Origin of the sequence: Mesorhizobium maamorense (assembly GCF_044998965.1) — a bacterium.
Classification (GTDB): Bacteria; Pseudomonadota; Alphaproteobacteria; order Rhizobiales; family Rhizobiaceae; genus Mesorhizobium.
Genome location: NZ_CP173356.1, coordinates 5,187,027 through 5,210,151, shown reverse-complemented (window position 1 = coordinate 5,210,151; position 23,125 = coordinate 5,187,027). Strand labels below are relative to the sequence as shown.

At 63.0% G+C, this 23,125-nt stretch carries 30 protein-coding genes, 1 other RNA gene and 1 pseudogene; 16 read left to right on the top strand and 16 right to left on the bottom strand.

Annotated features, from left to right (window positions below):
* The first annotated feature begins 41 nt into the window (after window positions 1-41).
* From ACIU1A_RS26095 to ACIU1A_RS26085, 3 genes are read left to right on the top strand one after another with little or no spacing between them, the layout of a single operon-like run.
* Window positions 42-302: a DUF2312 domain-containing protein gene (locus ACIU1A_RS26095; protein ID WP_140493089.1), complete on the top strand. Its 261-nt coding sequence runs from the start codon at window positions 42-44 to the stop codon at window positions 300-302.
* A gap of 32 nt (window positions 303-334) precedes the next feature.
* Window positions 335-775, top strand: coding sequence for a hypothetical protein (locus ACIU1A_RS26090; RefSeq protein ID WP_140517533.1), 441 nt, complete (start codon window positions 335-337; stop codon window positions 773-775).
* A gap of 7 nt (window positions 776-782) precedes the next feature.
* Window positions 783-1,082 (top strand): hypothetical protein, encoded by a 300-nt coding sequence (locus ACIU1A_RS26085; protein WP_404925601.1) that lies wholly within the window; start codon window positions 783-785, stop codon window positions 1,080-1,082.
* Between the two features lie 61 nt (window positions 1,083-1,143).
* Here ACIU1A_RS26085 and msrB read toward each other — a convergent pair whose 3' ends face one another.
* The 5 genes from msrB to ACIU1A_RS26060 form a co-directional block, all read right to left on the bottom strand.
* On the bottom strand, window positions 1,144-1,545 hold the full coding sequence (gene msrB, locus ACIU1A_RS26080; RefSeq protein WP_140525027.1) for a peptide-methionine (R)-S-oxide reductase MsrB: 402 nt from the start codon (window positions 1,543-1,545) through the stop codon (window positions 1,144-1,146).
* A 113-nt stretch (window positions 1,546-1,658) separates the two neighbouring features.
* A complete protein-coding gene (locus ACIU1A_RS26075) occupies window positions 1,659-2,456 on the bottom strand; it encodes an MBL fold metallo-hydrolase (protein WP_404925600.1) in 798 nt (265 codons plus the stop codon).
* Window positions 2,457-2,480: 24 nt separating this feature from the next.
* Complete coding sequence (locus ACIU1A_RS26070; RefSeq protein ID WP_140566802.1) at window positions 2,481-3,671, bottom strand: VWA domain-containing protein; 1,191 nt, start codon at window positions 3,669-3,671, stop codon at window positions 2,481-2,483.
* A gap of 7 nt (window positions 3,672-3,678) precedes the next feature.
* Window positions 3,679-4,125 (bottom strand): GNAT family N-acetyltransferase, encoded by a 447-nt coding sequence (locus tag ACIU1A_RS26065; protein ID WP_404925599.1) that lies wholly within the window; start codon window positions 4,123-4,125, stop codon window positions 3,679-3,681.
* A 65-nt stretch (window positions 4,126-4,190) separates the two neighbouring features.
* Window positions 4,191-5,054 (bottom strand): LysR family transcriptional regulator, encoded by an 864-nt coding sequence (locus ACIU1A_RS26060; RefSeq protein WP_404925598.1) that lies wholly within the window; start codon window positions 5,052-5,054, stop codon window positions 4,191-4,193.
* 143 nt (window positions 5,055-5,197) lie between these two features.
* Between ACIU1A_RS26060 and ACIU1A_RS26055 the strand changes: the two genes are divergently transcribed.
* Window positions 5,198-6,760 (top strand): MFS transporter, encoded by a 1,563-nt coding sequence (locus ACIU1A_RS26055; protein ID WP_404925597.1) that lies wholly within the window; start codon window positions 5,198-5,200, stop codon window positions 6,758-6,760.
* A 42-nt stretch (window positions 6,761-6,802) separates the two neighbouring features.
* On the opposite strand, the gene ACIU1A_RS26050 is transcribed toward ACIU1A_RS26055, so the two are convergent.
* Window positions 6,803-7,642, bottom strand: coding sequence for an AAA family ATPase (locus ACIU1A_RS26050; RefSeq protein WP_404925596.1), 840 nt, complete (start codon window positions 7,640-7,642; stop codon window positions 6,803-6,805).
* 157 nt (window positions 7,643-7,799) lie between these two features.
* Here ACIU1A_RS26050 and ssrS point away from each other — a divergent pair.
* The 6 genes and pseudogenes from ssrS to ACIU1A_RS26020 all read left to right on the top strand — a co-directional run bounded on the left by ssrS (window position 7,800) and on the right by ACIU1A_RS26020 (window position 10,996).
* Window positions 7,800-7,955: non-coding RNA, 6S RNA (gene ssrS, locus ACIU1A_RS26045), on the top strand.
* A 95-nt stretch (window positions 7,956-8,050) separates the two neighbouring features.
* A complete protein-coding gene (locus tag ACIU1A_RS26040) occupies window positions 8,051-8,638 on the top strand; it encodes a 5-formyltetrahydrofolate cyclo-ligase (protein ID WP_404925595.1) in 588 nt (195 codons plus the stop codon).
* A 62-nt stretch (window positions 8,639-8,700) separates the two neighbouring features.
* Window positions 8,701-9,524: pseudogene (locus tag ACIU1A_RS26035) on the top strand (YmdB family metallophosphoesterase).
* Window positions 9,525-9,594: 70 nt separating this feature from the next.
* Window positions 9,595-10,362, top strand: coding sequence for a TerC family protein (locus ACIU1A_RS26030; RefSeq protein WP_404925594.1), 768 nt, complete (start codon window positions 9,595-9,597; stop codon window positions 10,360-10,362).
* A 156-nt stretch (window positions 10,363-10,518) separates the two neighbouring features.
* Entirely contained in the window at window positions 10,519-10,773 is a 255-nt protein-coding gene (locus ACIU1A_RS26025; RefSeq protein WP_246679896.1) for a BrnT family toxin, read from the top strand.
* Window positions 10,709-10,996: a BrnA antitoxin family protein gene (locus tag ACIU1A_RS26020; protein WP_404925593.1), complete on the top strand. Its 288-nt coding sequence runs from the start codon at window positions 10,709-10,711 to the stop codon at window positions 10,994-10,996. Before ACIU1A_RS26025 ends, ACIU1A_RS26020 begins: the two co-directional genes overlap by 65 nt.
* Window positions 10,997-11,002: 6 nt before the next feature.
* Here the strand turns inward: ACIU1A_RS26020 and ACIU1A_RS26015 are convergent, their stop codons facing one another.
* The 3 genes from ACIU1A_RS26015 to ACIU1A_RS26005 form a co-directional block, all read right to left on the bottom strand.
* Complete coding sequence (locus ACIU1A_RS26015; protein ID WP_404925592.1) at window positions 11,003-11,470, bottom strand: SRPBCC family protein; 468 nt, start codon at window positions 11,468-11,470, stop codon at window positions 11,003-11,005.
* A gap of 213 nt (window positions 11,471-11,683) precedes the next feature.
* A complete protein-coding gene (locus ACIU1A_RS26010) occupies window positions 11,684-12,073 on the bottom strand; it encodes a VOC family protein (RefSeq protein ID WP_404925591.1) in 390 nt (129 codons plus the stop codon).
* A 17-nt stretch (window positions 12,074-12,090) separates the two neighbouring features.
* Window positions 12,091-12,573 (bottom strand): SRPBCC domain-containing protein, encoded by a 483-nt coding sequence (locus ACIU1A_RS26005; protein WP_140493137.1) that lies wholly within the window; start codon window positions 12,571-12,573, stop codon window positions 12,091-12,093.
* A 51-nt stretch (window positions 12,574-12,624) separates the two neighbouring features.
* On the opposite strand from ACIU1A_RS26005, the gene ACIU1A_RS26000 reads away from it, so the two are divergent.
* From ACIU1A_RS26000 to ACIU1A_RS25990, 3 genes are all read left to right on the top strand, one after another.
* Entirely contained in the window at window positions 12,625-12,948 is a 324-nt protein-coding gene (locus tag ACIU1A_RS26000; protein ID WP_140566820.1) for a helix-turn-helix transcriptional regulator, read from the top strand.
* Window positions 12,949-13,159: 211 nt separating this feature from the next.
* On the top strand, window positions 13,160-13,909 hold the full coding sequence (locus ACIU1A_RS25995) for a YebC/PmpR family DNA-binding transcriptional regulator (protein ID WP_140493143.1): 750 nt from the start codon (window positions 13,160-13,162) through the stop codon (window positions 13,907-13,909).
* 12 nt (window positions 13,910-13,921) lie between these two features.
* On the top strand, window positions 13,922-14,218 hold the full coding sequence (locus ACIU1A_RS25990) for a SelT/SelW/SelH family protein (RefSeq protein ID WP_404925590.1): 297 nt from the start codon (window positions 13,922-13,924) through the stop codon (window positions 14,216-14,218).
* A 22-nt stretch (window positions 14,219-14,240) separates the two neighbouring features.
* On the opposite strand, the gene ACIU1A_RS25985 is transcribed toward ACIU1A_RS25990, so the two are convergent.
* A complete protein-coding gene (locus tag ACIU1A_RS25985) occupies window positions 14,241-14,402 on the bottom strand; it encodes a hypothetical protein (protein WP_181165385.1) in 162 nt (53 codons plus the stop codon).
* Between the two features lie 63 nt (window positions 14,403-14,465).
* Entirely contained in the window at window positions 14,466-14,945 is a 480-nt protein-coding gene (locus ACIU1A_RS25980) for a DUF1772 domain-containing protein (protein ID WP_404925589.1), read from the bottom strand.
* A 221-nt stretch (window positions 14,946-15,166) separates the two neighbouring features.
* On the opposite strand from ACIU1A_RS25980, the gene ACIU1A_RS25975 reads away from it, so the two are divergent.
* Complete coding sequence (locus ACIU1A_RS25975) at window positions 15,167-15,802, top strand: TetR/AcrR family transcriptional regulator (RefSeq protein WP_140554909.1); 636 nt, start codon at window positions 15,167-15,169, stop codon at window positions 15,800-15,802.
* A 209-nt stretch (window positions 15,803-16,011) separates the two neighbouring features.
* Here ACIU1A_RS25975 and rpmE read toward each other — a convergent pair whose 3' ends face one another.
* The gene (rpmE, locus tag ACIU1A_RS25970) at window positions 16,012-16,233 is read right to left on the bottom strand and encodes a 50S ribosomal protein L31 (RefSeq protein WP_404925588.1); all 222 of its coding nucleotides are present in this window, start codon (window positions 16,231-16,233) and stop codon (window positions 16,012-16,014) included.
* A 207-nt stretch (window positions 16,234-16,440) separates the two neighbouring features.
* On the opposite strand from rpmE, the gene ACIU1A_RS25965 reads away from it, so the two are divergent.
* Complete coding sequence (locus ACIU1A_RS25965) at window positions 16,441-18,240, top strand: ABC transporter transmembrane domain-containing protein (protein WP_404925587.1); 1,800 nt, start codon at window positions 16,441-16,443, stop codon at window positions 18,238-18,240.
* Window positions 18,241-18,258: 18 nt separating this feature from the next.
* Here the strand turns inward: ACIU1A_RS25965 and ACIU1A_RS25960 are convergent, their stop codons facing one another.
* Window positions 18,259-19,746 carry a carboxypeptidase M32 gene (locus tag ACIU1A_RS25960; RefSeq protein ID WP_404925586.1) on the bottom strand — a complete coding sequence of 496 codons (1,488 nt, stop codon included), beginning with the start codon at window positions 19,744-19,746 and terminating at the stop codon, window positions 18,259-18,261.
* Window positions 19,747-19,889: 143 nt separating this feature from the next.
* Here ACIU1A_RS25960 and ACIU1A_RS25955 point away from each other — a divergent pair, with 143 nt between their 5' ends.
* Window positions 19,890-20,243, top strand: coding sequence for a DUF1304 domain-containing protein (locus tag ACIU1A_RS25955; RefSeq protein WP_140624974.1), 354 nt, complete (start codon window positions 19,890-19,892; stop codon window positions 20,241-20,243).
* A 77-nt stretch (window positions 20,244-20,320) separates the two neighbouring features.
* Here ACIU1A_RS25955 and ACIU1A_RS25950 read toward each other — a convergent pair whose 3' ends face one another.
* The 3 genes from ACIU1A_RS25950 to ACIU1A_RS25940 all read right to left on the bottom strand — a co-directional run bounded on the left by ACIU1A_RS25950 (window position 20,321) and on the right by ACIU1A_RS25940 (window position 23,056).
* Window positions 20,321-20,746: a hypothetical protein gene (locus tag ACIU1A_RS25950; RefSeq protein WP_404925585.1), complete on the bottom strand. Its 426-nt coding sequence runs from the start codon at window positions 20,744-20,746 to the stop codon at window positions 20,321-20,323.
* A gap of 251 nt (window positions 20,747-20,997) precedes the next feature.
* On the bottom strand, window positions 20,998-22,029 hold the full coding sequence (locus ACIU1A_RS25945) for a peptidoglycan -binding protein (RefSeq protein WP_140493164.1): 1,032 nt from the start codon (window positions 22,027-22,029) through the stop codon (window positions 20,998-21,000).
* A 1-nt stretch (window position 22,030) separates the two neighbouring features.
* Complete coding sequence (locus ACIU1A_RS25940; RefSeq protein ID WP_140493167.1) at window positions 22,031-23,056, bottom strand: MotA/TolQ/ExbB proton channel family protein; 1,026 nt, start codon at window positions 23,054-23,056, stop codon at window positions 22,031-22,033.
* Window positions 23,057-23,125: the final 69 nt, after the last annotated feature.

Genomic DNA, 23,125 nt, shown 5'->3' with positions numbered 1-23,125 from the left:
TGCCGAGTCGCGGCGAAGCATCGATTTTTTTGGAGAAAAACATGGCCGACGATATCACAGAGACCAGCCAGACTGTTGCCGCCGGCCAGTTGCGTGCCTTCATCGAGCGCATCGAGCGGCTCGAGGAGGAGAAGAAGACCATTTCCGACGACATCAAGGAAGTGTTCGCCGAGGCTAAGGGCACCGGCTTCGACACCAAGGCGATGCGCGCGATCATCCGGCTGCGCAAGAAGGACCAGGCCGAGCGCCAGGAGGAGGAGTCCATCCTGGACCTCTACAAGGCCGCCCTCGGCATGGTGTAAGGCGAGGCATCTCGTGACGTCCGGGGTCGGCGATGAGTGAGTTCGACTTCGGTGGCCGAAGGGCCTCGGAGTTCCGCCAACGCGGCTTCTGGACGCTGTTTGCCGAGCGTCACCCGGAAGAAAGAACCCGGCTGGCGAGGCGAGGGCCCTGGTTCTGGCAGCGCGGGCTGCCGGAATTCGCGCTGGTGCTCTCCATGTATGTGGCGCCCAGCGAGAATGTGGTCGGCGTCTTCTTCGGCCGTAACGAGAAGCTTGGCGCAACCGACGTCTGGGTGCGCCTCAAGCCGTTTCAGCCGGCGATCGAGGAACGGCTGAAGCTCAGGCCGGAGCAGAGCGCACAAAACCTCGGCATCAATTCACAGTGGCGGGTCAACTGCTTTGCCGAGGACAATTGGCCGGCCATGACGGACTGGCTGGTGACCGAATGCTCGCGGTTCGAGTGCGCCGTCACCGAAGTTCTGGGACAGGGATAGGCCGCCGATGCTCGCGGATTTCTTCCGCTCGCGTTGGGATGGCCAGGTGCGGCTCGACCGGCTGTTCTGGCGCGATATGGTGCTCCTCGGCACGGCGATCAACATCGCATCATCCGTGGCGGCGCTCATTCTGCTGGGGGTGAAGATGCCGCTCGGTCTTGTGCTGGCGGTGCATTTCGCGCCGGTGCCCTACAACATCTTCCTGACTTCGGCCGTCTGGCGGACGGCGGAGCGAACCGGTGGCGCCAAGGCCTCCTTTGCTATGCTGGGTTCGGCGCTCTGGCTGATCGCAACAGTTGTCGTCTGACAATGCTGCACGAAAAGGGCGGCCGAGGCCGCCCTTCGCAGGAACGTTGGCGAGGCCCCGCTCAGGCCGGCTCGAATCTCAGCGCCACGCCGTTGATGCAGTAGCGCAGCCCGGTCGGCGGCGGGCCGTCCTCGAAGACGTGGCCGAGATGGCTGCCGCAGCGAGCGCAATGGCATTCCGTGCGAACCATGCCGTAGCTGCGGTCGGTCGTGGTCTCGATGGAACCGGGAACGGGGTCGTTGAAGCTCGGCCAGCCGGTGCCGCTCTCGAACTTCAGCTTGGATTCGAACAGCGGCTGGTCGCAGCCGACGCAAAAGAAGGTGCCGGCGCGCTTTTCGTGAAGCAGCGCACAGCTGCCCGGGCGTTCGGTGCCATGGTTGCGCATGACGGCATATTGCTCAGGCGTCAGCCGGGCGCGCCATTCGGCGTCGGTGCGGGTGACAGGATAGGTGTGGGTGTCCATGCAGAAAACTCCTCGGCCTTGACGGCTCATTGTTGATCGCAATGTCTATTCGCAACAAGATAGGCGTTTGTTACGAGATTTGCCCGCATTTTCGAGCGTGCGGTCTGCAATCCTCACGCGATCGCCGTGAGATAGCGCGCAACGGAGGCCGCCAGCGCCTCTTTCGCGCCACCGATAACGTTCTGGTTCCACCACGCGCCGTAGATGTCATCGAATGTGAAGGGCTCCAGCGCGGCCGCGATGCGGCGCACGGCGGCCGCATCGAGCGGGATGTAGTTGGGATAGCTGTACATGAAGCTGACGTGGCGGCGGGTCGGCGTCACCTGCAAGATATCGCCGGCCAGGAGAGCATTGCCGCCTTCGCGCTTCCAGTGCAGCACCTGGCCGCCAGCAAAGTGGCCGCCGCAGCGGATGAGCGTCAACGCCGGGTTCAGGTCCAGTGTCTCGCCTTGCCAACTGACGATCGACGGGTGCGGCCGCATGATCCACTGCCGGTCGTCGTCATGGAGATAGATCGGCACGCCGCCAAACGCCTCGCTCCATTCGACCATCACCGAATAGTAGTGGCAGTGCGAGATGGCGATCGCGGCAAGGCCGCCGCGGCGCTTGATCTCGGCCACCGCCTCGTCGGTCACAAGCGAGATGCAGTCCCACAGAACGTTGCCGTGCCGCGTCTGCGCCAGCAGCGCCCGCTGACCGATGGCGAAGCGCGGCTCGATGCCGAAGGCGAGAACGCCGGCATCATCCTTCATCACGAGCCGATGCCCGGCGGCGAGCTCTTCCGGTGTGATCCAGGCCTGGCCTTCCCAGCGCACATATTGCCGCTCGTCCTCGCAGATAGGACAATGCCGAGGCGGCGCTTCGCTCTGCGCGAACTGGACGCCGCATTGCAGGCAGAGGAAACAGGTCATGGAACCTCCCGTCATTGTCCCGGCTTAGTGCTTGCGCGACAATTGCCTGGTGGCGCCTTCCAACCCGGCCAGCGTCAGCGGAAACATGCGGCCGCCGAACATGTCGCGGATCATAGCGATCGAATGGGTGAAACCCCAGTTCTTCTGGCTCTCGGGGTTCAGCCATACCGCGTTCGGCCACTGCCGCAGCAGACGGCCGAGCCAGACGGCGCCCGCCTCCGGATTCCAGTGCTCGACCGAGCCGCCGGGATGCGCGATCTCGTAAGGGCTCATCGAGGCATCGCCGACCACGATCACCTTGTAGTCAGGTCCATATTTGTGGAGGAGGTCGAAGGTCGGGATCGTCTCGGCATGACGGCGGCGATTGTCCTTCCACACGCCCTCGTAGAGGCAGTTGTGGAAATAAAAATATTCGAGCTGGCGGAATTCGGCGCGCGCGGCCGAGAACAATTCCTCGACGCTTCTGATGTGGTCGTCCATCGAGCCGCCGACATCGAAGAACATCAAAAGCTTCACCGCGTTGCGCCGCTCTGGCCGCGTCTTGACGTCGAGATAACCGTGCTCGGCGGTGGCGTGGATGGTGCCGGGCAGGTCGAACTCCTCCTCGGCGCCTTCACGCACCCAGCGGCGCAGCCGCTTGAGCGCGATCTTGATGTTGCGGGTGCCGAGCTCGACGGCGTCGTCGAAATTCCTGAACTCGCGCCTGTCCCAGACCTTCACGGCCCGGCGGTTGCGGCTCTCATGCTGGCCGATGCGCACGCCTTCGGGATTGTAGCCATAGGCGCCGAAAGGCGAGGTGCCGCCAGTGCCGATCCATTTCGAGCCGCCTTGGTGGCGGCCTTTCTGCTCCTCGAGCCGCTGCTTCAGCGTCTCCATCAGCTTCTCGAAACCGCCGAGCGCCGCGACCAGCTTTTTCTCTTCCTCGGTCAGGTGCTTTTCGGCCAGCCGGCGCAGCCATTCCTCGGGGATATCAGCGACGTTGACGGCATTCGGACCGCTGAGCGCCTCCACACCCTTGAAGACATGCGCGAACACCTGGTCGAAGCGGTCGATATGGCGCTCGTCCTTCACCAGCGCGGCGCGAGCGAGGTAGTAAAAACCTTCGACGTCGTAGTCGACCAGCCCGGCTTCCAACCCCTCCAGCAGCAACAGGTATTCCCTGAGCGAAACGGGAACGCGCGCTGCCTTCAGTTCGAGGAAGAAGGGGATGAACATTTTCTATCTATAGAAGATCATATTCGATGAAGCCGGTGCGGCGCGCGACATAGTCATAGAGCTTGCGCGCCGTGGTGTTGGTTTCGTGCGTCATCCAGTAGACATTCTTGACGCCGATCTTGCCGGCTTCCTGCTTCACGGCTTCGATCAGCGCAGCGCCAATCCCCTTGCCGCGCACTTCGGGGTCGGCGAACAGATCTTGCAAGTAGCAGTTGTTTTTCTCGGACCAGCAAGAGCGATGGTACAGGTAATGGGTGAGGCCGACAGCCTTGCCGTCGAGGACGGCGATAAAGCCCTTCGGTTCGAACTCGCCTTGCGTGAACAGGCGCTTCCAGGTGACCTCGTAGACCTCTTGGGGCAGCTTCGTCTCGTAGAAAGCAAGGTAAGCGGTCCAAAGCCTGCGCCAGTCGGCGTGGTCGGATTCTGCGAGCGGGCGGATAGTGATCTCGGCCATTTCGTTCCCTCTGAGGTCTGGAACCCAATCCATACCAACAGAATCGGGATCAGGAACACCCTTGCCTATCCCGCCGGCGAATTATACTCGCGAAAAGCGGTCGCGAGCATGTGCAGCGCCTCTCGTGCCCTTGGCGCCAAGCTGTGCGAATGCAAAACGATCTCGGAAGGGGGAATTGGCGGCAGGCCGAGTTTGCGGCCCACCTCGACCAGGCCGGGCGGCGCGACACGGTAGGCGAGCGCAGCGACGGCGAAGCCGGCCGACACCGCGATATTGACGGCTGCGCCGCCGCCGCCCACGAAAGCCTCGTTCCAGGCAATGCCTGCCTTATCCAGCGTCTCGACAGCTCTCACGCGGTCAGGGCAATTGCATACGGTGCTTAGCAGCGCCAGGCGCAATGGCGTTCCCGGCCGCCATTCGAAGGCCGGGGCGGCGAACCAGCCATAATGGGTGCGCGACAAGGCTTCGCCGCGGCGGCTGTCGTCTTCCTGATGGACAATCACCGCATCGAGCTCACCGCGATCGAAAGCCTCCTCCAGCATGGAGCTCGTATCGATCCTGATGTTGAGCGCGAGCGACGGATCATGGGCATGCAACTGGGCTATCAATATGGACAGCTCGGGCCCGGCGACGTGATCGACAAAGCCGAGAGCAAGCCGACACGGCGCGTCGGAAAATTCCGTGACGGCTCGTTCGTGGGCGGCAAGGAATTCACGCGCCGCCGGGAGAAAAGCCGCTCCCCTTGCCGAGAGGACCACGCGGCGCGGCGTTCGTTCGATCAGACGCGCGCCGAGCTTCTCTTCCAGCCGACGCAGCTTGACGCTGATCGTCGCCTGGGTGCTGCCCAGCGCGGCAGCCGCACGCGTGAAGCTCTGCAGGTCGGCCACCATGACGAAGGTCCGCACGGCATCGACGTCAAGACTGGGCATCTCTAATCATTCCGTTTTGTCATTTCTGAAATAGAAACGCATAGTCTTTTTTCATGATGGGGGGTCATTTAAGTCATGTCGACCGCTGTGTGAAGAGCGACGCTCGCAGCCACTTCCGAATGCTCCGACTGAAAGTGACCGACATGACGTTTCCAATCGACCGAAACACCGTTGCTCTTGCGGGGGTCTGCCTCGCCTCGCTGCTGTTCGGCCTCGAAATCTCCAGCGTCCCGGTGATCCTGCCGAAACTGGAAACCGTGCTTGGCGCTGATTTCAAGGATCTGCAATGGATCATGAATGCCTACACCATTGCCTGCACCACGGTGTTGATGGCGACGGGGACATTGGCCGACCGTCTCGGCCGCAAACGCGTGATGGTGGGCACCACCGTCGCCTTTGGCCTCGCCTCCCTGCTATGCGGTCTCGCAACGAGCGCTCCGCTGCTGATCATCGCCCGGTTTCTTCAGGGCCTGGCGGGCGGAGCGATGTTTACCTGCAGCGTGGCGGTGTTGTCCCACCAGTTTCAAGACGGCAGTGAACGCGGCAAGGCCTTCGTCGCCTGGAGCGTCGTCTCGGGCATCGGCCTTGGCTTCGGCCCCGCCATTGGCGGATTGATTGTGACGCTGTCGAGTTGGCAATGGGTGTTCCTCATCCATGTGCCGCTTGCCGTTCTTGCCTTGGCTTTCATCGGCGCCGGTGTCACCGAATCGCGCGATCGCAACGCGCAGAAGCTTGACCGGGCCGGCATACTGACACTGTCGTTCGCGGTGTTCGGCTTCTCCTATCTGATCACGCAAGGGGCCGATCTGGGCGCTGGCGCGCGCATCGGCGTGGCAAGCGCGGCCGTGCTGGCCTTCGTCGCGTTCCTCGTAGCCGAGAAGATCAATCCCTATCCGATGTTCGATTTCTCCGTTTTCCGCATCCGCCAATTCTCGGGAGCGATCATGGGCGGCATCGGCATGAATTTCAGCTACTGGCCGTTCATCATCTATCTGCCGATCTATTTTTCGGGGGTCCTCGGTTACGACAGCACCACGACCGGGCTGTTGCTGCTCGTCTACACGCTCCCTTTCATGCTGATGCCGTCGATCGCCGAGCGCCTGCGGGCACGCTATCAGGCGCGGGTGGCGATCCCGCTCGGCTTGTTGACATTGGGGGTCGGTTTCATCGCCATGTGGATAGGTTCCGGGCTCGAGGGCAACTGGCTGACCATGCTGCCCGGCACGCTGATCGCCGGCATCGGCATCGGCCTGACCAATTCGCCGACCACCAACACCACGACCGGCTCGGTGTCACCCGATCGTGCCGGCATGGCGTCCGGCATCGATATCAGTGCGCGGCTGATCACCCTTGCCATCAACATCGCGGTGCTGGGACTGCTGCTGACGCAAGGGATCGTTTCTTATCTGCGCAATGCCTTCGGCACGGCTATCGACCCGAACGAACTGCGCGCCCTGGCGGAGAAGATCGCAGCCGGCAATCTCGACGGCCTGGCGCAATACTCGCCCAAGCTTGCGACCCTCGACCCGACGGGCGCCATCGTTCATGCCTCCCTGGTCAACGGTTTTGGCTGGGTCATGCTCTATAGCGGGATCGGCGTTCTGGCTCTTGCCGTCATCAGCTTTGCTATCTTCGGCCCAAAATATGTCGCGCCGCAGCAGCGAAGCGGGCGTCCTGCGCAGGGTGCTGGCGAGATGCGCTCGTAGCATGCCTTGTGCGGCTCGGCCTCAGGGTGCCGATGCGCTCGTTCACCCTTGCCGCCTCGCCATGAAGGCCAGCCGCTCGAACAGATGCACGTCCTGCTCGTTCTTCAGCAACGCGCCGTGCAGCTTGGGCAGCGCGTTCTTCGGGTCGGCGCGCAGATCCTCGGGCGCGATGTCGTCGGCGACCAGCAGCCTTATCCAGTCGAGCGCCTCGGAGGTCGACGGCTTCTTCTTCAGCCCCGGCACGTCGCGGATCTCGTAGAACTGAGTGAGCGCCGCCCGCACCAGGTTCTGCTTGATGCCGGGATAATGCACATCGATGATCCTGTGCAGCGTCTCGATGTCGGGAAAGCGGATGTAGTGGAAGAAGCAGCGACGCAGGAAGGCGTCGGGCAGTTCCTTCTCGTTGTTGGAGGTGATGATGACGATCGGCCTCACTTCGGCGCGGATCGTCTCGCCGGTCTCGTAGACGAAGAACTCCATCCGGTCGAGTTCCTGCAAGAGGTCGTTGGGGAACTCGATATCGGCCTTGTCGATCTCGTCGATCAGAAGCACGACTTTCTTGCCGGCCGCGAAGGCCTCCCACAATTTGCCGCGCTTGATGTAGTTCTTGATATCGTTGAACCTGATGTCGCCAAGCTGGCTGTCGCGCAGCCGCGACACGGCATCGTACTCGTAGAGGCCCTGCTGCGCCCGCGTCGTCGATTTGACGTGCCATTCGATGAGCTCCAGCCCGAGTGCCGCCGCCACTTGCCTGGCAAGCTCCGTCTTGCCGGTGCCGGGCTCGCCCTTGACCAGCAGGGGTCGTTCCAGCGCGATCGCCGCGTTGACCGCCACCATCAGATCCTTGTCGGCGACGTAGGCCGCCGTGCCTTCGAAACGCATTTTTGCTCCTTGGTTCAGTACGGACGACCGTAAGGAGACGGCTTGGCCCATGCAAGGGTAGGTTGGCGGCGGCGAAGTGTGAAGCCGGCAGGGAAAGAGCCAACTCTCTGGCGCCGACTCTCTGGCGCTTGGGAGGGCATCGGCCTATATTGGGGCTGACGGTCTGCGCTTCCCGGCAGGAGACACTTTTCCCCGGGGCCTTAACGATCCTTAGGGAGCTGTCCCTGGGAAGACCCGTGGGTTTTCTCACACGGCGCCCACCTACTTTGTAGGCACCCGGGATCGACCTCTCCACCGGTTGTGTGGATCGTCACTTATTAGCCACATCCACGTATTTCGTGGATCATGCGATGGAAAACGTCGCTCCCAAAACGTCCATTCAGGTCTGGCTTTTTCTAGCGTCTGCGCATGGCATCCTCAAAAGACCTGAAAAAACAGCTGCGCAAGGAAGCACTTGGCCGCCGCGATGCGCTCGATGAATTCTGGCGGGTGGAAGTCGCGCTCGATATGGCCGAAACCGCGCGCGACCAGCTTGCCATCGAGCCAGGCCAAATCGTGTCCGGCTTCTGGCCATTGCGCTCGGAAGTCGATGTCCGGCCGCTGATGTTCGCCTTGCGCGAAAAGGGCGCACGGCTCTGCCTTCCGGCGATCCTCGACAAGACGACCATCGTCTTTCGCGAATTGATACGCGGCGCGCCGATGATCGATATGGGATTTGGGACCGTCGGGCCGCATGAGGAGGCCGAAGTTCTTGACCCCTCCGTCATGCTGGTGCCGCTCGCCGGCTTCGACGCGCGCGGCCACCGCATCGGTTACGGCGCGGGCTATTATGACCGTGCGATCGCCAAGCTTGTCGACAAGGGGCATGCGCCCCGGCTGATCGGCATTGCATTCGACTGCCAGGAAGTGGCGATGGTTCCCAATGAGGACCATGACGTCATCATCCCGGAAATACTCACCGAGAGCGGGTTGCGCCGGTTCGCGCCAGAATTGTAGATAGTTCTTTGGAATGCATGATCTTTGCCGAAAGTCATGCCACTTTTCGGGATCAGGCGTAGATGAGACTTCTCTTCCTCGGCGACATGGTCGGCAAGACAGGCCGCACGGCGGTGTGGGAGCAATTGCCGGGCCTGATCTCGGACTTCAAGCTCGATTTCGTCATCGTCAACGGCGAGAACGCGGCCGGCGGCTTCGGCATCACCGAAGAGATATTCCGCGAGACCATCGCGGCCGGCGCCGATGTCGTCACCACCGGCAACCATGTCTGGGATCAGCGCGATGCGCTGGCCTTCGCGCCGCGCGAAGAGCGCTTCCTGCGCCCGTCCAATTTTCCCAAGGGCACGCCCGGGCGCGGCTCGGGCGTCTACATCGCCAGGAGCGGCGCGCGTGTGCTGGTCGCCAACATCATGGGCCGGGTGTTCATGCATCCCGAGCTCGACGATCCCTTCCAGGCCGGCGAGCGCGAGCTTGCCGCCTGTCCGCTCGGCGAGCAGGCGGATGCCGTGGTCATCGACTTCCACGCCGAGGCGACCTCCGAAAAATGTGCTTCGCGCATTTCGTCGACGGTCGCGCCAGCCTCGTGGTCGGCACCCACACCCACCAGCCGACCGCCGATCACCATATCCTCAATGGCGGCACCGGTTACATTTCCGACGCCGGCATGTGCGGCGATTACGATTCCTCGCTGGGCATGGACAAGGAGGAGCCGCTCAACCGGTTCCTGTCGAAAGTGCCGAAGGGGCGTTTCGAGGCGGCGACCGGACCGGCGACCTTGTGCGGCGTCGGCGTCGATATTTCCGACCGCACGGGGCTGACCGAGAAGATCGCGCCGTTTCGCCGCGGACCGCGGCTCGAGGAAACGGCGCCGTCCTTCTGGACGTGACATTGATATAGGGGCTCTCAATACCTAATTGCCGGCGACACTGCTCTAGATCGTAGAGGGGACGACCTCCATGCAGCTTATCGAGTTCCTGGCGCCGCACTTCGCCTTCGTGGCCGATCCCACTGCCTGGGTCGCGCTGTTGACCCTGGTGGTGCTCGAGATCGTGCTCGGCATCGACAACCTGATCTTCATCTCGATCCTGACCAACAAGCTGCCGGAAGCACAGCGAGCCCGCGCCCGCCGGCTCGGCATCTCGGCGGCGCTGGTCATGCGGCTGGTGCTGCTCGCCACCATCTCGATCATCGTCCAACTGACGGCGCCGGTCTTCACCGCCCTTGGCCATGGCTTTTCCTGGCGGGACCTGATCCTGATCGCCGGTGGCCTGTTCCTGGTGTGGAAGGCGACCAAGGAAATCCATCACACGGTCGACCCCGACGACCACCAGGACACGATGCTGGGCGAGACCGTGCAGATGAGCCTTGCCGGCGCCATCTTCCAGATCCTGCTGCTCGACCTTGTCTTCTCCATCGATTCCATCATTACCGCCGTCGGGATGACCGACGAGATCGCCATCATGTACATCGCCGTCATCGTGGCGGTTACGGTGATGATGCTGGCGGCTACGCCGCTGGCGAACTTCATCGCCAAGAACCCGAGCATCGTCATGCTGGCGCTGGGCTTCCTGTTGATGATCGGCATGACGCTGATCGCCGACGGCATGGGCTACCATGTGCCCAAGGGTTATATCTACGCGGCTATGGGTTTTTCGGCGCTCGTCGAAGGCCTCAACATGCTGGCGCGGAACCGCAAGAAGGCGAAATCCAGCGGCGGGCATTGAGGCTGGCGGCATGGCCAATGCCGAGTTCGGGTTGGCTTTTACGAATTGTACGTACATTTTCATAATCGATGGTGCTGCTTTGCGATTCGAATGGGATGCTGAAAAGCCAGGCGCAACCTTGCCAAGCACGGCATCGGATTCGATCTCGCGCAGAAGGTGTTCGATGATCCGCTTTATCTCATCGTGCTCGACGGGTTTGAAGATGGTGAGCAGCGTTGGCACGCTATCGGGACGATCGACGCCGTAGTGGTCATGCTGGTTGTCCACACATATCCTGATCGCGAAGATGAAGGACGAGTTAGGATTGTTGGAGCCCGGAAAGCGACAGCGCATGAAAGGAGGCGCTATGAGCAAGAAGGACCTTGGTCAGGAGCAGCGCAATCAGCTCGCCAAGCTGGCTGGTTTGCCTGACAGCGAAATTAATACTTCCGACATCCCAGAAGTTCCGGCGGAGAATTGGATTCATGCTCGTCGTGGACATCTTTACAGACCACTCAAGCAGCCAATGACAATCAGACTCGATGCCGACGTGCTATCGTGGTTCAAGGAGCATGTCGGGGGTGGTGGTTACCAGACCGAAATCAATCGTGTGCTCCGCCATCACGTGATCGAGCAGGAAAAGCGTAGAACCTGAGCCGGTTCAACTCCCCGGCGCGCCCTTCGGGTGACGGTCGCCGATCAGGCCTAGTGTCAGGCCTTGTTCGAGCCAGGCCTTGGCGCCGGCCAGAACGAGCGTGAAGCCGCCGGTTGAATCGACCGCCTGTTTCGCCTGTTCGTCGCCGTTGCCGGCAAAGCCGAAATTGCGGACCTCCAGGAAGGTCGCGTCACCTGGCATTTCGGTGAAGGTCCAGATCACCGTGGTCGGCGGATCGCCCCATTGCATGGAGATCTTTTCGTTGGCGACGATCTCGCTGACGACCACGGTCGTCGAGACGCCATACATGCGCCACTCCCATTGAACCGGCTTGCGGCCGTCCAACCTGCCGCTGGAATGGGTGAACCAGAATTTCGTGGTGATCTCCGGGTTGACGATGGCCTCGAAAACGTCGGAGACCGGCCGCCGGATCATCATGGCGGCTTCGGCCGTCGGTGTCTCGCGGATTTCCATACCGTTCTCCTCTGCCGAATACGCCTTCACCAGGCGTCGGGCTCCCGCACCATGTGAACGATGTTGGCGGGGCTGGTGATCCAGAAACCGCGGAAGCCTTCTCCCAGCGGCTCGATGGCGTCGCATCGCTCGACGCCGACCTTGGCGAGATGATCGGCCGCGCCCGGGAAATCCCCGGTGAACAGTCCCAGATCTCGGCTTGGCCCGGTCCTGCTATGGCAGATTGATCTGCCAGGAAACGCCGAACCTGTCGTTCAGCCAGGCGAAACGGCGGCTGAAACCGTAATTGCCGGTCGGCATCAGAAACGTGCCGTCTTTGGACAAGGCCTCGACGATGCGCTCCAGCTCTTCTTCGGTGGAACAGTCGACGAAGAGCGAGACCGACGGCGTGAAGGTGAAGGCGTGCTGTACCGGGCTGTTGAAGATCACGACCTCCGTGCCGCCGATGGATGCGCGAGCCAGCTTGACTGCCCCTTCGGGTCCGTCCTCGCCTGCACCGTAGCGCGTGAGGTCGAGGACGCGGCTATCCGGAATGGTCTCGCAATAGAAGGCCATGGCTTGCTCGGCCTTGCCTTCGAACATCAGGAACGGGGTTACTTTCACGGCAGGCCTCCCTTCGCTCAAATGTTGGTCTCGTTGGCAGGCTCGCCCTTCATCTCGCTGCGGTAGTAGCCTTCGCGCAAATTGATGCCGTGTTCGACATAGGCCTTCATGCAGGCCAGCATCTGCGACCAGCCCTCGCAATTGAGATAGGACTTCTTCAGGCCGACCGCGTCCTCGTGCCAGCCGGCCTCGGCGATGGTGACGAAGGTGCCGCCGTCGTCGAGCGGCTCGAAATTCATCTCGATGCGGGTCTTGTAGGCCGGCTTTCCCTCTTCATCGGTGGCATCCCAGCGCAGCACGATGCGGCTGTCCCTGACGATTTCGTCTACTTCGACCGGCACCTTGCCCCACCACACGACATTGGCGCCCGGCACCAAGGGCGCGCTGGCACCGCCGATGGTGGTGAAATAGGAGCTGAGCTTCTTCGGATTGACGACCGCGTCGAAGACGTCGGCGACCGGTTTGCCGATGCGTCCTGAAACCCTGAAACCAAGAGACATATCCACAGTTCCTTCCTTGATTGATAGGAGCTTATGTTATAAAAAAATAACATGTCAAGCCGATCGCAAGACGATAATGTTTTCAAGGCGCTGGCGCATCCGCGTCGGCGCGAGATGCTGGATCTGCTGAAGGACGCGCCAAAGACGACCGGCATGCTGTGCGAGGCGTTTTCCGACATCGACCGCTGCACCGTCATGCTGCATCTCAAAGTGCTGGAAGAGGCCGATCTCATTGTGGCGCGGCGCGAGGGGCGCGAGCGCTGGAACCATCTCAATGCGCTGCCGATCAAGCAGATACACGACCGCTGGATCAGCCAGTACGCAGGCCATGCGCTTAGTATCATCGACCGGCTGAAGTCGGATCTGGAGGGGTGAACAGCCGTCACGGCTTTTGCCGTGCGTGGTAAAGCGCGGCGCGGCTGGACGAATTGAGCCGATTTATCTATAAGCCGGCCATTCCGACAAAGAGCGCCATACGTCCATTCGGACGCAGCAGGGACGTTCTGACATTTTGAATTCGAGCATTGCGGAAGGCGGGTCATGCATCTCGCCGCGCGATGCTCTAGCCGAACACGACAGGGGTGCCATGGCTGGCCATTCACAGTTCAAGAACATCATGCACCGCAAGGGCCGTCAGGACGCGGTGCGGTCGAAAATGTTTTCCAAGCTGGCGCGCGAAATCACCGTCGCGGCCAAGAGCGGGACCCCCGATCCGTCGATGAATCCGCGCCTGCGCCTTGCCGTGCAGAACGCCAAGGCGGTGTCGATGCCGAAGGACAACATCCAGCGCGCCATCAACAAGGCGTCGATGGGCGACGCCGAAAATTACGAAGCCGTGCGTTACGAGGGCTACGGTCCCGGCGGCGTCGCCGTGATCGTCGAGGCGCTGACCGACAATCGCAACCGCTCGGCTTCGAATGTGCGCGCCGCCTTCACCAAGGCCGGTGGGGCGATGGGCGAAACCGGCTCGGTGTCGTTCATGTGGGATCGGGTCGGCGAGATCTATTATCCGGCATCGGCCGGCAGCGCCGACAAGGTCATGGACGCGGCAATCGAAGCCGGCGCCGATGACGTGGAGTCGGATGAGGAAGGCCACACCATCTATTGCGCCTTCGAAAACCTCGGCGAGGTGTCGAAGGCACTGGAAGCCTCTCTCGGCGAGGCGGAATCGGTGAAGCCTATCTGGAAGCCGCAGAACAATGTTCCGGTCGACGAAGAACGCGCCCAGTCGCTGATGAAGCTGGTCGCCACGCTCGAGGACGACGACGACGTTCAAAGCGTCTACGCCAATTTCGAGGTCGACGAGGAGACCATGGCCAAGCTCAGCGCTGCGTGAGCAAAGCCTGACATGACCGAAAAACCGCTGCCCATCATCCGCATCACCTATTGCACGCAGTGCCAGTGGCTGCTGCGTGCCGGCTGGATGGCGCAGGAACTTCTATCGACATTCGGCACCGATCTTGGCGAGGTGACGCTGGTGCCCGGCACCGGCGGCGTCTTCACCATAAGCTGCAACGAGGTGCTGGTCTGGGACCGCAAGCGTGACGGCGGCTTTCCGGATGCGGCAAAACTCAAGCAACTGGTGCGCGACGTCATCGACCCGGACCGCGATCTCGGTCATGCCGACCGCAAGGCGAAGAGCTGAGACTTCCCGCAGAAGCCGGACGTCATTTTCCTCGCCTCTGCCCGAAAATCGCGCCGATCCCCGCGCCGATTGCTATGCCCATGCCGATGCCGACGGCAGGGTCATCCATCGCTGCGCCACAGACAGCGCCGAGGCCGATCCCCGCGGCAATGCCCAAGGCCATGGTGGAATACGGGTCGTTCACGGCGCTTCTCCCGATAAACACGCCTCGGTCGCCGCGATGCCGAACGCGGCAGACCGAGGCATGTCAACGCGCGGCGAACCAGAAGGATGCCAGCGCGGTGATGGCGGCGATCGCGCGCACGTGGTTCCACATCACCCAGTCCCTGAGATAGGTGGTCCATACAGCAGCGCCGTTGCTGCTCGCCGGATCGACGGCGGCCAGCGCGTCGTTGAGCGGCACGTTGAAAACCATCGTCACGATCGGGTTGCCGACGAGATAGATGACTGCGCCGGCCAGCAGCCAGAAGGAGCCTGGCTGCTGCCAGCCGATGATGGCGCCGGCGATCAAGACAAGGCAGATCAGGCCGGTGCCGAACAAGGCGGTCATGAACATCGGCGTGATGACGGTGATGTTGATCGAGTTCATGGCGGCGATACCGCCCGCGGCAGGCAGGCGAGCCATTGCCGGCATGACGAAGTTGGAAAAGGCGAAGAACACGCCGCCAACAACGCCCGAGCCGATAGCGGCGATGAAGATGAGGGTGGGAAGTAATTTCGGGATCATGTCAGTTGCTCCAGATGCCGGTTGCGGCGGTTTCAGTCGCAATGGGCAGAAAAGTTTTGGGGGGTGGCCGGGCACCTGTTCGACGCCTTCAAATCAATTATCCCGTCTGCTTCTTTCAAAACATGAGAAATCCTCATATTTGCAAAACGTGATAAACCCTCGTATTTTGCGAGTCAAGTCATTTCTGGGTGGCATTGCCGCCCGGCGTCTGTTGAAGAGCCATGGAAAAAACCGCCACGTCCCCACCGGAACAGGTCGCCACGCCACGCCGCGCGCCGAGCCAGCAGCGCAGCCGTGAACGGGTCGAGCGCATGCTCGCCGCCGCCTCGGCGCTGATTGCGGAGCAAGGCAGCGATGCCATGCGCATGGGCGAGGTGGCGGAGCGGGCTGGGGTGTCGATCGGCTCGCTCTACCAGTTCTTCCCCGACAAGCGGGCGATCGTCTGGGCGCTGGCCGAGCGCTACACTGCCGAAAGCCAGGCCTGCATTTCAGCCGCGCTCAAGGACGTCGGCGACGCCGAGGGCCTTCGGCGGGCGTTCTCGGAACTGGTGGACATTTATTACCACCTGTTCCTGGCGGAGCCGGTGATGCGCGATATCTGGTCGGGCACGCAGGCCGACAAAGCGCTGCGCGAACTGGAGCTCGCCGACAGCCGTGCGAACGCCGAATTTCTCACTGCGACGCTCAAACGCCTGCGGCCCGATGCCGATGCCGTCGCGCTGGAGACGACGGCGTTTCTCGTCTGGCAGATGGGCGAGGCCGCCATGCGGCTGGCGATCTCGGTCGAGCGGAAGGAGGGCGACAGGCTGGTCGCCGCCTACAAGCGCATGGCGCTCAGGGAATTGCTTGCGGAATAGGATGCTCTCACCCGCCCCCTCGTGGGGAGGGTCGCTGCGAAGCAGCGGGGTGGGGCAGCGCCGACCCCCACCCCGACCTTCGGTCCGACCTCCCACACGGGACCGACAAGGCGGAGGTGGGGGCAAGCGCCAGCGTGAAGGGACGTGCATTGGCCAACAAAAAACCCGCCACGGGGCGGGTTCTCTGGTCTGCGAAAAGCTGATGAGGCCTAGAGGCCGAAACCTTCGAAGCGCTTCTTGAACTTCGACAGGCGGCCGCCGCGGTCGAGCAGGGTCTGCTGGCCGCCGGTCCAGGCCGGGTGCGTGGTCGGGTCGATGTCGAGGTTCATCGTATCGCCTTCCTTGCCCCAGGTCGAACGGGTCATGTACTCGGTGCCGTCGGTCATGACGACCTTGATGGTGTGGTAGTCGGGATGGATATCGATCTTCATGGCTCGGTTCCTGGTTTGCCGGGCGGCTGACGGGCTGAAAGCCTGCGTCGATGCGCCCCTTTTTAAAACTCGAAGCCGCAGCTATTGAGGAGCCACGGCTTCTAAAACGGTCGGCGAGCCTATACATCAGCCGGAATTGAATCACAAGGCCGCGGCAAGCGCATATTGAGGCGCATAGCTGAAGGCGGCCAAGAGGAAAAGACCAGGATGGCGCAAACCAGCAGCGCAGACGAGCGCCGGCGCTCGCTCAAGCCGCTCAGGCGCCTGTTTCCCTACATCGGCCGCTACCGCACATTGGTGGCGGGCGCCGTCATCTCGCTGATCGTCGCGGCGGTGACGACGCTGGCGCTGCCGCTGGCGGTACGGCGCATGATCGATCATGGTTTCACGCCGTCCGGTTCCTCCTTCATCGCCGAATATTTCGCCGCGCTGGTGGCGATGGCCGCGCTGCTGGCGGCGGCATCGGCGGGCCGCTACTATTTCGTCATCACGCTCGGCGAGCGCGTCGTCGCCGATATCAGGCGCGATGTCTTTGCCCATGTGACGAAACTGTCGCCGGCCTTCTTCGACACTGCCCAGTCGGGCGAGATCGTGTCGCGGCTCGCCGCCGACACCACGCAGGTCAAATCGGCGGTCGGGGCGACCGCTTCGGTGGCGCTGCGCAATGTCATCCTTGGCCTCGGCGCGGTCGCGATGATGGTTTTCACCAGCCCGAAACTGTCCGGGCTGGTCATCGCAGCCATTCCAATCATCGTGCTGCCGCTGGTCGCCTTCGGCCGCTCGGTGCGGCGCAAGTCAAGGCAGGCGCAGGACACGCTGGCCGATGCCACCGCCTATGCCAGCGAGCAGATCGGCGCGGTGCGCACATTGCAGGCCTTCACCAATGAGACGCTGGTCACCGGGCGTTTTTCGGGTGCCGTCGAGGCCGCCTTCGAGGCCGCGCGCGCCTCGATCTTCGCGCGCTCGTTCCTCACCTTCTTCGCCATCTTCACGATTTTCTCCTCGGTCGTGGCGGTGCTGTGGTTCGGCTCGCGCGACGTGCTCGACGGCAATCTGTCGCCGGGCACGCTAGGCCAGTTCCTGCTCTATTCGGTATTCGCCGCCGGTGCGCTCGGCGCGCTATCGGAGGTCTGGGGCGAATTGGCCCAGGCAGCAGGTGCCGCCGAACGGCTGACCGAAATCCTCGCCGAGGAGCCGGCGATCGTGGCGCCTGCCAATCCCAGGCCGCTGCCGGTGGCGAGCAAGGGAGCGATCAGCTTCGAGGCCGTGTCCTTTTCCTACCCGGCCCGGCCCGACCGCGCCGCCGTCCACGGCCTGAGCTTCTCGGTCAAGCCTGGCGAGACGGTGGCGATCGTCGGTCCCTCGGGAGCGGGCAAGAGCACGGTGTTCTCGCTGATCCTGCGCTTCTACGATCCGGAGACCGGCAGGATCCTGATCGACGGCGTCGACATCCGCGAAGCCGACCCCCTTTCGATACGGCAGCGCATCGCCATCGTGCCGCAGGACGTCACCATCTTCGCGGCCAGCGCGCGCGACAATATCGGCTTCGGCCGGCCGGGCGCCAGCAAGTCAGAGATCGAAGCGGCGGCGAAGGACGCGCTTGCCGACGAATTCATCCTCAGGCTGGAAAAGGGCTATGACAGCCAGGTCGGCGAGCGCGGCGTGACGCTGTCGGGCGGGCAACGCCAGCGGGTGGCGATCGCGCGCGCCATCCTGCGCGACGCGCCGATCCTGTTGCTCGACGAGGCGACCTCGGCACTCGACGCCGAAAGCGAGACGCTGGTGCAAATGGCGCTGGAGCGGCTGATGCGGGGCCGCACCACGATCGTCATCGCGCACCGCCTGGCGACGGTGCTGAAGGCCGACCGCATCCTGGTGATGGATGGCGGCCGCATCGTCGAGGAAGGCACGCATCAGAGCCTGGTGACCAAGGGCGGCATCTATGCCCGGCTGGCCAAGCTGCAGTTCGAGACCGGCGCCAGCGCCTTCAGGGGCGCGGCTGAGTAGCGGCGACGCTGGGCGTGCTCACGCGGCTCCATACCGTTTGCGCAGGTGGTCGGTGAAATAGACGGCATTGAGCTTTTCACCGGTGGCGCGTTCGAGCAGGTCGGGCGTCGACCAGCGCGATCCGTGCGACCATATGTTCTTGCGGCGCCAATCGTTGATGGCACCGAAATTCCCCTTGGCAAGATCGTCATCGGCCGACGGATGCTCCCGCGTCAGCGTAGCCCATTGCTGCGCCGCCATCATCGCGCCCAGCGTGTAGGAGGGAAAGTAGCCAAAGGCGGCAGCAGACCAATGCACGTCCTGCATCGGCCCGTCCGCGGGATTGTCGATGGTTGAGAGGCCGAGGTAGTCGCGCATCCTGGCGTCCCAGGCCTCGAGCAGGTCGGCCACCTCGAGCCTGCCGGAGACGAGCTCCTGCTCCAGTTCATAGCGCAGGATGACATGCAGCGGATACGTCACCTCGTCGGCATCGACACGGATCAGGCCGCGCTCGACATGGTGGACATGCGGCAGGATGTCGTCGAGCGACCAGGCTTCGTCGAGATGCTTTTCCACGACAGGCAATGCCCAACGCCAGAAGGCGGGATTGCGCCCGATCTGCTTTTCAACGAACAGACTCTGGCTTTCATGCACGGCCATGCCGCGCGCCTTGCCGAGCGGCCAGTGCGACCACTCCTTCGGCAGGTTCTGCTCATAGAGTGCGTGGCCGGTCTCGTGCAGCACGCCCATCAGCGCCGACAGAAAATCGGACGTCTTGTAGCGGGTGGTGATGCGCACGTCGCTCGGCACACCGCCGCAGAACGGATGGTGCGACACCGACAGCGAGCCGTGCGTGAGGTCGAAGCCGACCGCCGCCATCATGGCGAGGCCGAGTTCACGCTGCCTGTCGATCGCGTAGGTTCCCGAAAGCGGCTTCAGCGGATGCTTGCGCAGCCGCGCTTCCTGCGCAGCCAGCGCTTCCGGCACGAACCCCTTGAGGAAAGCTTTCAAGTCGGCGAACACCGGGGTGATGTCGGCGGTGCGGTTGCCGGGGTCGTATTGCTCCATCAGCGCGTCGTAGGGGGCGAGGCCGAGGATATCGGCGCGCAGGGCCGCCTCTTCGCGCACCAGCGCCACCACGCCTTCAAGCGCCGGCAGGAAGCCCGCCCAGTCGTTCTTGGCCCGCAGGTCGCGCCACAACTGCTCGCAGCGCATGCGCGCGGTCGTCTGGCGTTCGACGAATTCGACCGGCAGGCAGGTCAGGTTGGTGTATTGCCGCCGCAGTTCGGCCAGCGCCGCCCGCTGTTCATCGTCAAGCGCCTCGCCTTCGGCGGCGGCGATCCAGTCCGATATTTCCGGCGCGGTCGCCCTGGTGTGGTACATGCCGGCAAGCGCCGCCATGGCCTCGGCGCGCTTCTCGCCGCCGCCGACGGCCATGTGGGTCGCTTCATCGGCGCCGAGGATGGCCAGCGCGTGCTCCAGGGCTTCGAGCTTGTGGCCGAGGTCATCGAGTTTTTGAAAGGACATGGCGGCTTCCGTGATTGGGGACGGGGCGAAAAGATACCAACGCCTGCGCGTTTGCAACCCTCACGCGCCGTCCGGCAGATGCGCCTTGCGCTGGCGAGCCGACGCGTGAAATGCTGCCCGACGATACATCACGAGGGAATACGATGATCGGCAACATCCTGGTCGGGCTGGTGGCTTTGATCCATGTCTATATCGTCTATCTGGAGATGGTGCTCTGGGATACGCCGCGCGGGCACAAGGCATTCCGGCTGACGCCGGAATTCGCCAGCGCCTCGAAGGTGCTTGCCGCCAATCAGGGTCTCTATAACGGCTTTCTCGCCGCCGGCCTGATCTGGGCCCTCTACCTCGGCACGGCCGGTTTCCAGGTCAAGGTTTTCTTCCTGCTCTGCGTGGCCATTGCCGGCCTGTACGGCGCCGCAACGGTCGGTCGCAAGATCCTGTTCGTGCAGGCCGTGCCGGCAGCGGCCGCCCTGGCCGCGGTCTGGCTCGGCTGGTGAGGAAAAGAGGCGCCTGCGGGATTGGGTCCCGTAGACGCCAGGTGGTCCCTTCCTTTTGAACTGCCGACAGAATGGCCTCAGCCGTTCGGATAGTTCCCGCCGTCGGCACCGTCGCCCATCAGGAAGCCGCTACCGATGTCGACCCTCAGCCGCTGGTCGACATTGTCGAGACGGCGCAGCAGGTCATGATATTGTGCGGCCGGTATCCTGCCGTGATCCGACGAGGCTATCTTCTCGGCCGCCTGACCTATGCGAGCGGTGCGCATCTCCAGGCGCTCCGCCGCGGCCGGGGTGATGTTGTTGGCCTGTCTGGCGGTGATTATGCCCTGATGCACGCCTTGAACCTGTTCAATGAGAGCCTCGACACGCGGGCCGGTCATGTCGGTTGGGTCGGTCGCGTCGAGCGCGCCCTTGTGGTGACCCGCGGCGTAGGCGCAGGCAAGCGGGGCGGCGACAAGAATCGCGGCAAGGGTTGCAGTCTTGAGAGATGCTGAAGAGCGCATGACGGCGCCTCCTTTTGCTGCGGAAAAGAACGGCTCTGCCGTTCCGCTTCCGGACGATGCGGGCCGTCCAGTTCCGTCGCGTCGCGATGGGAGGCATCGCCGGCGGTTCTCGGCCCTGCGCAGCACGCTAGGAGCGCTTTGCGGCGAAGTGTAATTAAAAAAAGATAATCTTTTTCAGGCCTTGCCGGTGCACAACTGCGCCCTAGAGTTGAGCCGGCGAACAAATTCGCGTGAGATCGCGTGATGATGGATCACCGTTCGGTGAGCTTCAGTTCGATCCGGCGGTTCTTGTTGCGCGCCTCTTCGGTGTCGGCGGGGTCGAGCGGCTGGAACTCGCCGAAGCCGGCGGCGACCAGCCGGTTGGCCGGCACGCCGTTCTCGATCAGGAACTTCACCACGGAAGTGGAGCGCGCCGTCGACAGCTCCCAATTGTCGCGATACCGACCGGTGCCGGACAACGGCTTGTTGTCGGTATGGCCATCGACGCGCAGCACCCAGTTGATCTCCGGCGGGATCTCCTTCTGCAACTCGATGATGGCGTCGGCAAGTTTCTTCATCTCGACCTTGCCGGCATCGTTGATCACCTCCGAGCCGGTCGGAAACAACACTTCCGACTGGAAGACGAATCGGTCGCCGACGATGCGGATGTTCTCGCGGTCGGCGAGGATCTCGCGCAGGCGGCCGAAGAAGTCGGAGCGGTAGCGGTTGAGTTCCTGCACGCGCTGCGCCAGCGCCACGTTGAGGCGACGGCCAAGGTCGGCGATCTTGGTGTTGGAATCCCGGTCGCGGGCCTCGGAGACGTTGAGCGCGTCCTCGAGCGCGCCGATCTGCTTGCGCAACGCCGCGATCTGCTGATTGAGGATCTCGACCTGGCTCAGCGCCTGCTGGCTGATCTGGCGCTGGCTGTCGAGTTCGCCCGTCAGCGCCGCCGCGCGCTGGTTGGCCGCATCACCGGCGCCCGCACCTTGCGCCAGCAGCTGCTGGAGCCGGCTCTTCTCCGCTTCGGCTGCCGACAGCGATGCCTGCAGATTGGCGAGCGAATCCTCCTTGTCCTGTGTCGTGGAACGCTCCAGCGCCAGAAGCTGCGTCAGTTCGTTGATCTGCGAATTGAGGCGCGACAGAACGGCGTCCTTGCCGGAGATTTCACGGCCGAGCAGGAACTGCGCCAGCACGAAGACGGTGAGCAGGAACATGATGGCCAGAAGCAGCGTCGACAACGCGTCGACGAAGCCCGGCCAATAGTCGATGCGGCGGTCGGCGCGCCGGCTCCTGGCGAGCGCCATGCTAGTGCACCCCGGTCTTCTTCAGGGCGTCGGCGATCTTTTCCAGCGTGTTGCGCATCGCCTTTTGTTCATCCGACTGTGCTTCGACCCAGTCGCGCATGATCTGCTGCTCGGAGCGCATGTTCTTGACCAGGCCGGAAATGCCGTCGGCGAGATTGGCCATGGCGGTGGCGACGCGCGGATTGGAGCCGCCGCCATTCTCCTGCATGCTGCGCAGCCGCTCCGACAGCAGGCGGATTTCATCGGAAGGCTCGGTCCGGACCGCGTCGGAGACGACGATGTCGGACGACAGGTCGGTGACCGAGGACAGCCAGTTCTCCAGTTCGGTGTAGAAGCGCGTCTGCGCGCGGCCGGCCTGCAGGTCGAGGAAACCGAGAACGAGCGAGCCGGACAGGCCGAACAGCGAGGACGAGAAGGCCGTGCCCATGCCGGCGAGCGGCGCCGACAGCCCTTGCTTCAGCGAATCCAGCACAGCGGCGGCATCGCCCGTGCCGGGATCGAGCGACTCGATGGTCTCGCGGATGGAGCCGATCGTGTTCAGCAGGCCCCAGAAGGTGCCGAGCAGGCCAAGGAACACCAGGAGGCCGACGAGGTAGCGCGAGGTGTCGCGGCTTTCATCGAGCCGCGTGGCGATGGAGTCGAGCATGGTGCGCATCGAGCTGGTCGAAAACGCCATGCTCGACGAGCGGCCGATCATCGCCTTCATCGGCGCCAGCAGCACCGGTTCGGTGATCTCGGAACCGGCGCGGAAGGAGTTGACCCAGCGCACTTCGCGAAACAGCCGCCCGACCTGGACGAAGGCCAAAAGGATGCCGACGGCAAGCACGCCGATGATCAGGCCGTTGAGCCCCGGATTGGTGACGAAGGCGGTCGAGATCTGCCGTGTCAGGATCGCTGCGATGAAGGCGACGATGGCCAGGAAGATGACCATGGTCAGGAGAAAGACCTGCGGGCTCGACAATTTGTGTGGATCGTAGATCAGCACGTCGGAGCGCCTGCCCATGCCGAAGGATCTGAGAAAAGCCATCCGTGCCCCGTTTCCGATGCCGCTGCCGCCGATCACGTCGTCGGCGACTCTAAACGGAATTGTGACCAA

What these genes read in the sequence shown, in the direction of transcription:
- ACIU1A_RS25990 (WP_404925590.1), top strand. Translation starts at nt 13,922, where the DNA reads ATGACCGAAAAACCGCTGCCCATCATCCGCATCACCTATTGCACGCAG.
- ACIU1A_RS26000 (WP_140566820.1), top strand. Translation starts at nt 12,625, where the DNA reads ATGTCAAGCCGATCGCAAGACGATAATGTTTTCAAGGCGCTGGCGCAT.
- ACIU1A_RS25975 (WP_140554909.1), top strand. Translation starts at nt 15,167, where the DNA reads ATGGAAAAAACCGCCACGTCCCCACCGGAACAGGTCGCCACGCCACGC.
- ACIU1A_RS26005 (WP_140493137.1), bottom strand. Translation starts at nt 12,573, where the DNA reads ATGTCTCTTGGTTTCAGGGTTTCAGGACGCATCGGCAAACCGGTCGCC.
- ACIU1A_RS26055 (WP_404925597.1), top strand. Translation starts at nt 5,198, where the DNA reads ATGACGTTTCCAATCGACCGAAACACCGTTGCTCTTGCGGGGGTCTGC.
- ACIU1A_RS26015 (WP_404925592.1), bottom strand. Translation starts at nt 11,470, where the DNA reads ATGGAAATCCGCGAGACACCGACGGCCGAAGCCGCCATGATGATCCGG.
- rpmE (WP_404925588.1), bottom strand. Translation starts at nt 16,233, where the DNA reads ATGAAGATCGATATCCATCCCGACTACCACACCATCAAGGTCGTCATG.
- msrB (WP_140525027.1), bottom strand. Translation starts at nt 1,545, where the DNA reads ATGGACACCCACACCTATCCTGTCACCCGCACCGACGCCGAATGGCGC.
- ACIU1A_RS26070 (WP_140566802.1), bottom strand. Translation starts at nt 3,671, where the DNA reads ATGTTCATCCCCTTCTTCCTCGAACTGAAGGCAGCGCGCGTTCCCGTT.
- ACIU1A_RS26030 (WP_404925594.1), top strand. Translation starts at nt 9,595, where the DNA reads ATGCAGCTTATCGAGTTCCTGGCGCCGCACTTCGCCTTCGTGGCCGAT.
- ACIU1A_RS25950 (WP_404925585.1), bottom strand. Translation starts at nt 20,746, where the DNA reads ATGCGCTCTTCAGCATCTCTCAAGACTGCAACCCTTGCCGCGATTCTT.
- ACIU1A_RS26065 (WP_404925599.1), bottom strand. Translation starts at nt 4,125, where the DNA reads ATGGCCGAGATCACTATCCGCCCGCTCGCAGAATCCGACCACGCCGAC.
- ACIU1A_RS25980 (WP_404925589.1), bottom strand. Translation starts at nt 14,945, where the DNA reads ATGATCCCGAAATTACTTCCCACCCTCATCTTCATCGCCGCTATCGGC.
- ACIU1A_RS26085 (WP_404925601.1), top strand. Translation starts at nt 783, where the DNA reads ATGCTCGCGGATTTCTTCCGCTCGCGTTGGGATGGCCAGGTGCGGCTC.
- ACIU1A_RS26060 (WP_404925598.1), bottom strand. Translation starts at nt 5,054, where the DNA reads ATGCCCAGTCTTGACGTCGATGCCGTGCGGACCTTCGTCATGGTGGCC.
- ACIU1A_RS25960 (WP_404925586.1), bottom strand. Translation starts at nt 19,746, where the DNA reads ATGTCCTTTCAAAAACTCGATGACCTCGGCCACAAGCTCGAAGCCCTG.
- ACIU1A_RS26050 (WP_404925596.1), bottom strand. Translation starts at nt 7,642, where the DNA reads ATGCGTTTCGAAGGCACGGCGGCCTACGTCGCCGACAAGGATCTGATG.
- ACIU1A_RS26095 (WP_140493089.1), top strand. Translation starts at nt 42, where the DNA reads ATGGCCGACGATATCACAGAGACCAGCCAGACTGTTGCCGCCGGCCAG.
- ACIU1A_RS25965 (WP_404925587.1), top strand. Translation starts at nt 16,441, where the DNA reads ATGGCGCAAACCAGCAGCGCAGACGAGCGCCGGCGCTCGCTCAAGCCG.
- ACIU1A_RS25955 (WP_140624974.1), top strand. Translation starts at nt 19,890, where the DNA reads ATGATCGGCAACATCCTGGTCGGGCTGGTGGCTTTGATCCATGTCTAT.
- ACIU1A_RS26040 (WP_404925595.1), top strand. Translation starts at nt 8,051, where the DNA reads ATGGCATCCTCAAAAGACCTGAAAAAACAGCTGCGCAAGGAAGCACTT.
- ACIU1A_RS26020 (WP_404925593.1), top strand. Translation starts at nt 10,709, where the DNA reads ATGAGCAAGAAGGACCTTGGTCAGGAGCAGCGCAATCAGCTCGCCAAG.
- ACIU1A_RS26090 (WP_140517533.1), top strand. Translation starts at nt 335, where the DNA reads ATGAGTGAGTTCGACTTCGGTGGCCGAAGGGCCTCGGAGTTCCGCCAA.
- ACIU1A_RS25940 (WP_140493167.1), bottom strand. Translation starts at nt 23,056, where the DNA reads ATGGCTTTTCTCAGATCCTTCGGCATGGGCAGGCGCTCCGACGTGCTG.
- ACIU1A_RS25945 (WP_140493164.1), bottom strand. Translation starts at nt 22,029, where the DNA reads ATGGCGCTCGCCAGGAGCCGGCGCGCCGACCGCCGCATCGACTATTGG.
- ACIU1A_RS26075 (WP_404925600.1), bottom strand. Translation starts at nt 2,456, where the DNA reads ATGACCTGTTTCCTCTGCCTGCAATGCGGCGTCCAGTTCGCGCAGAGC.
- ACIU1A_RS25995 (WP_140493143.1), top strand. Translation starts at nt 13,160, where the DNA reads ATGGCTGGCCATTCACAGTTCAAGAACATCATGCACCGCAAGGGCCGT.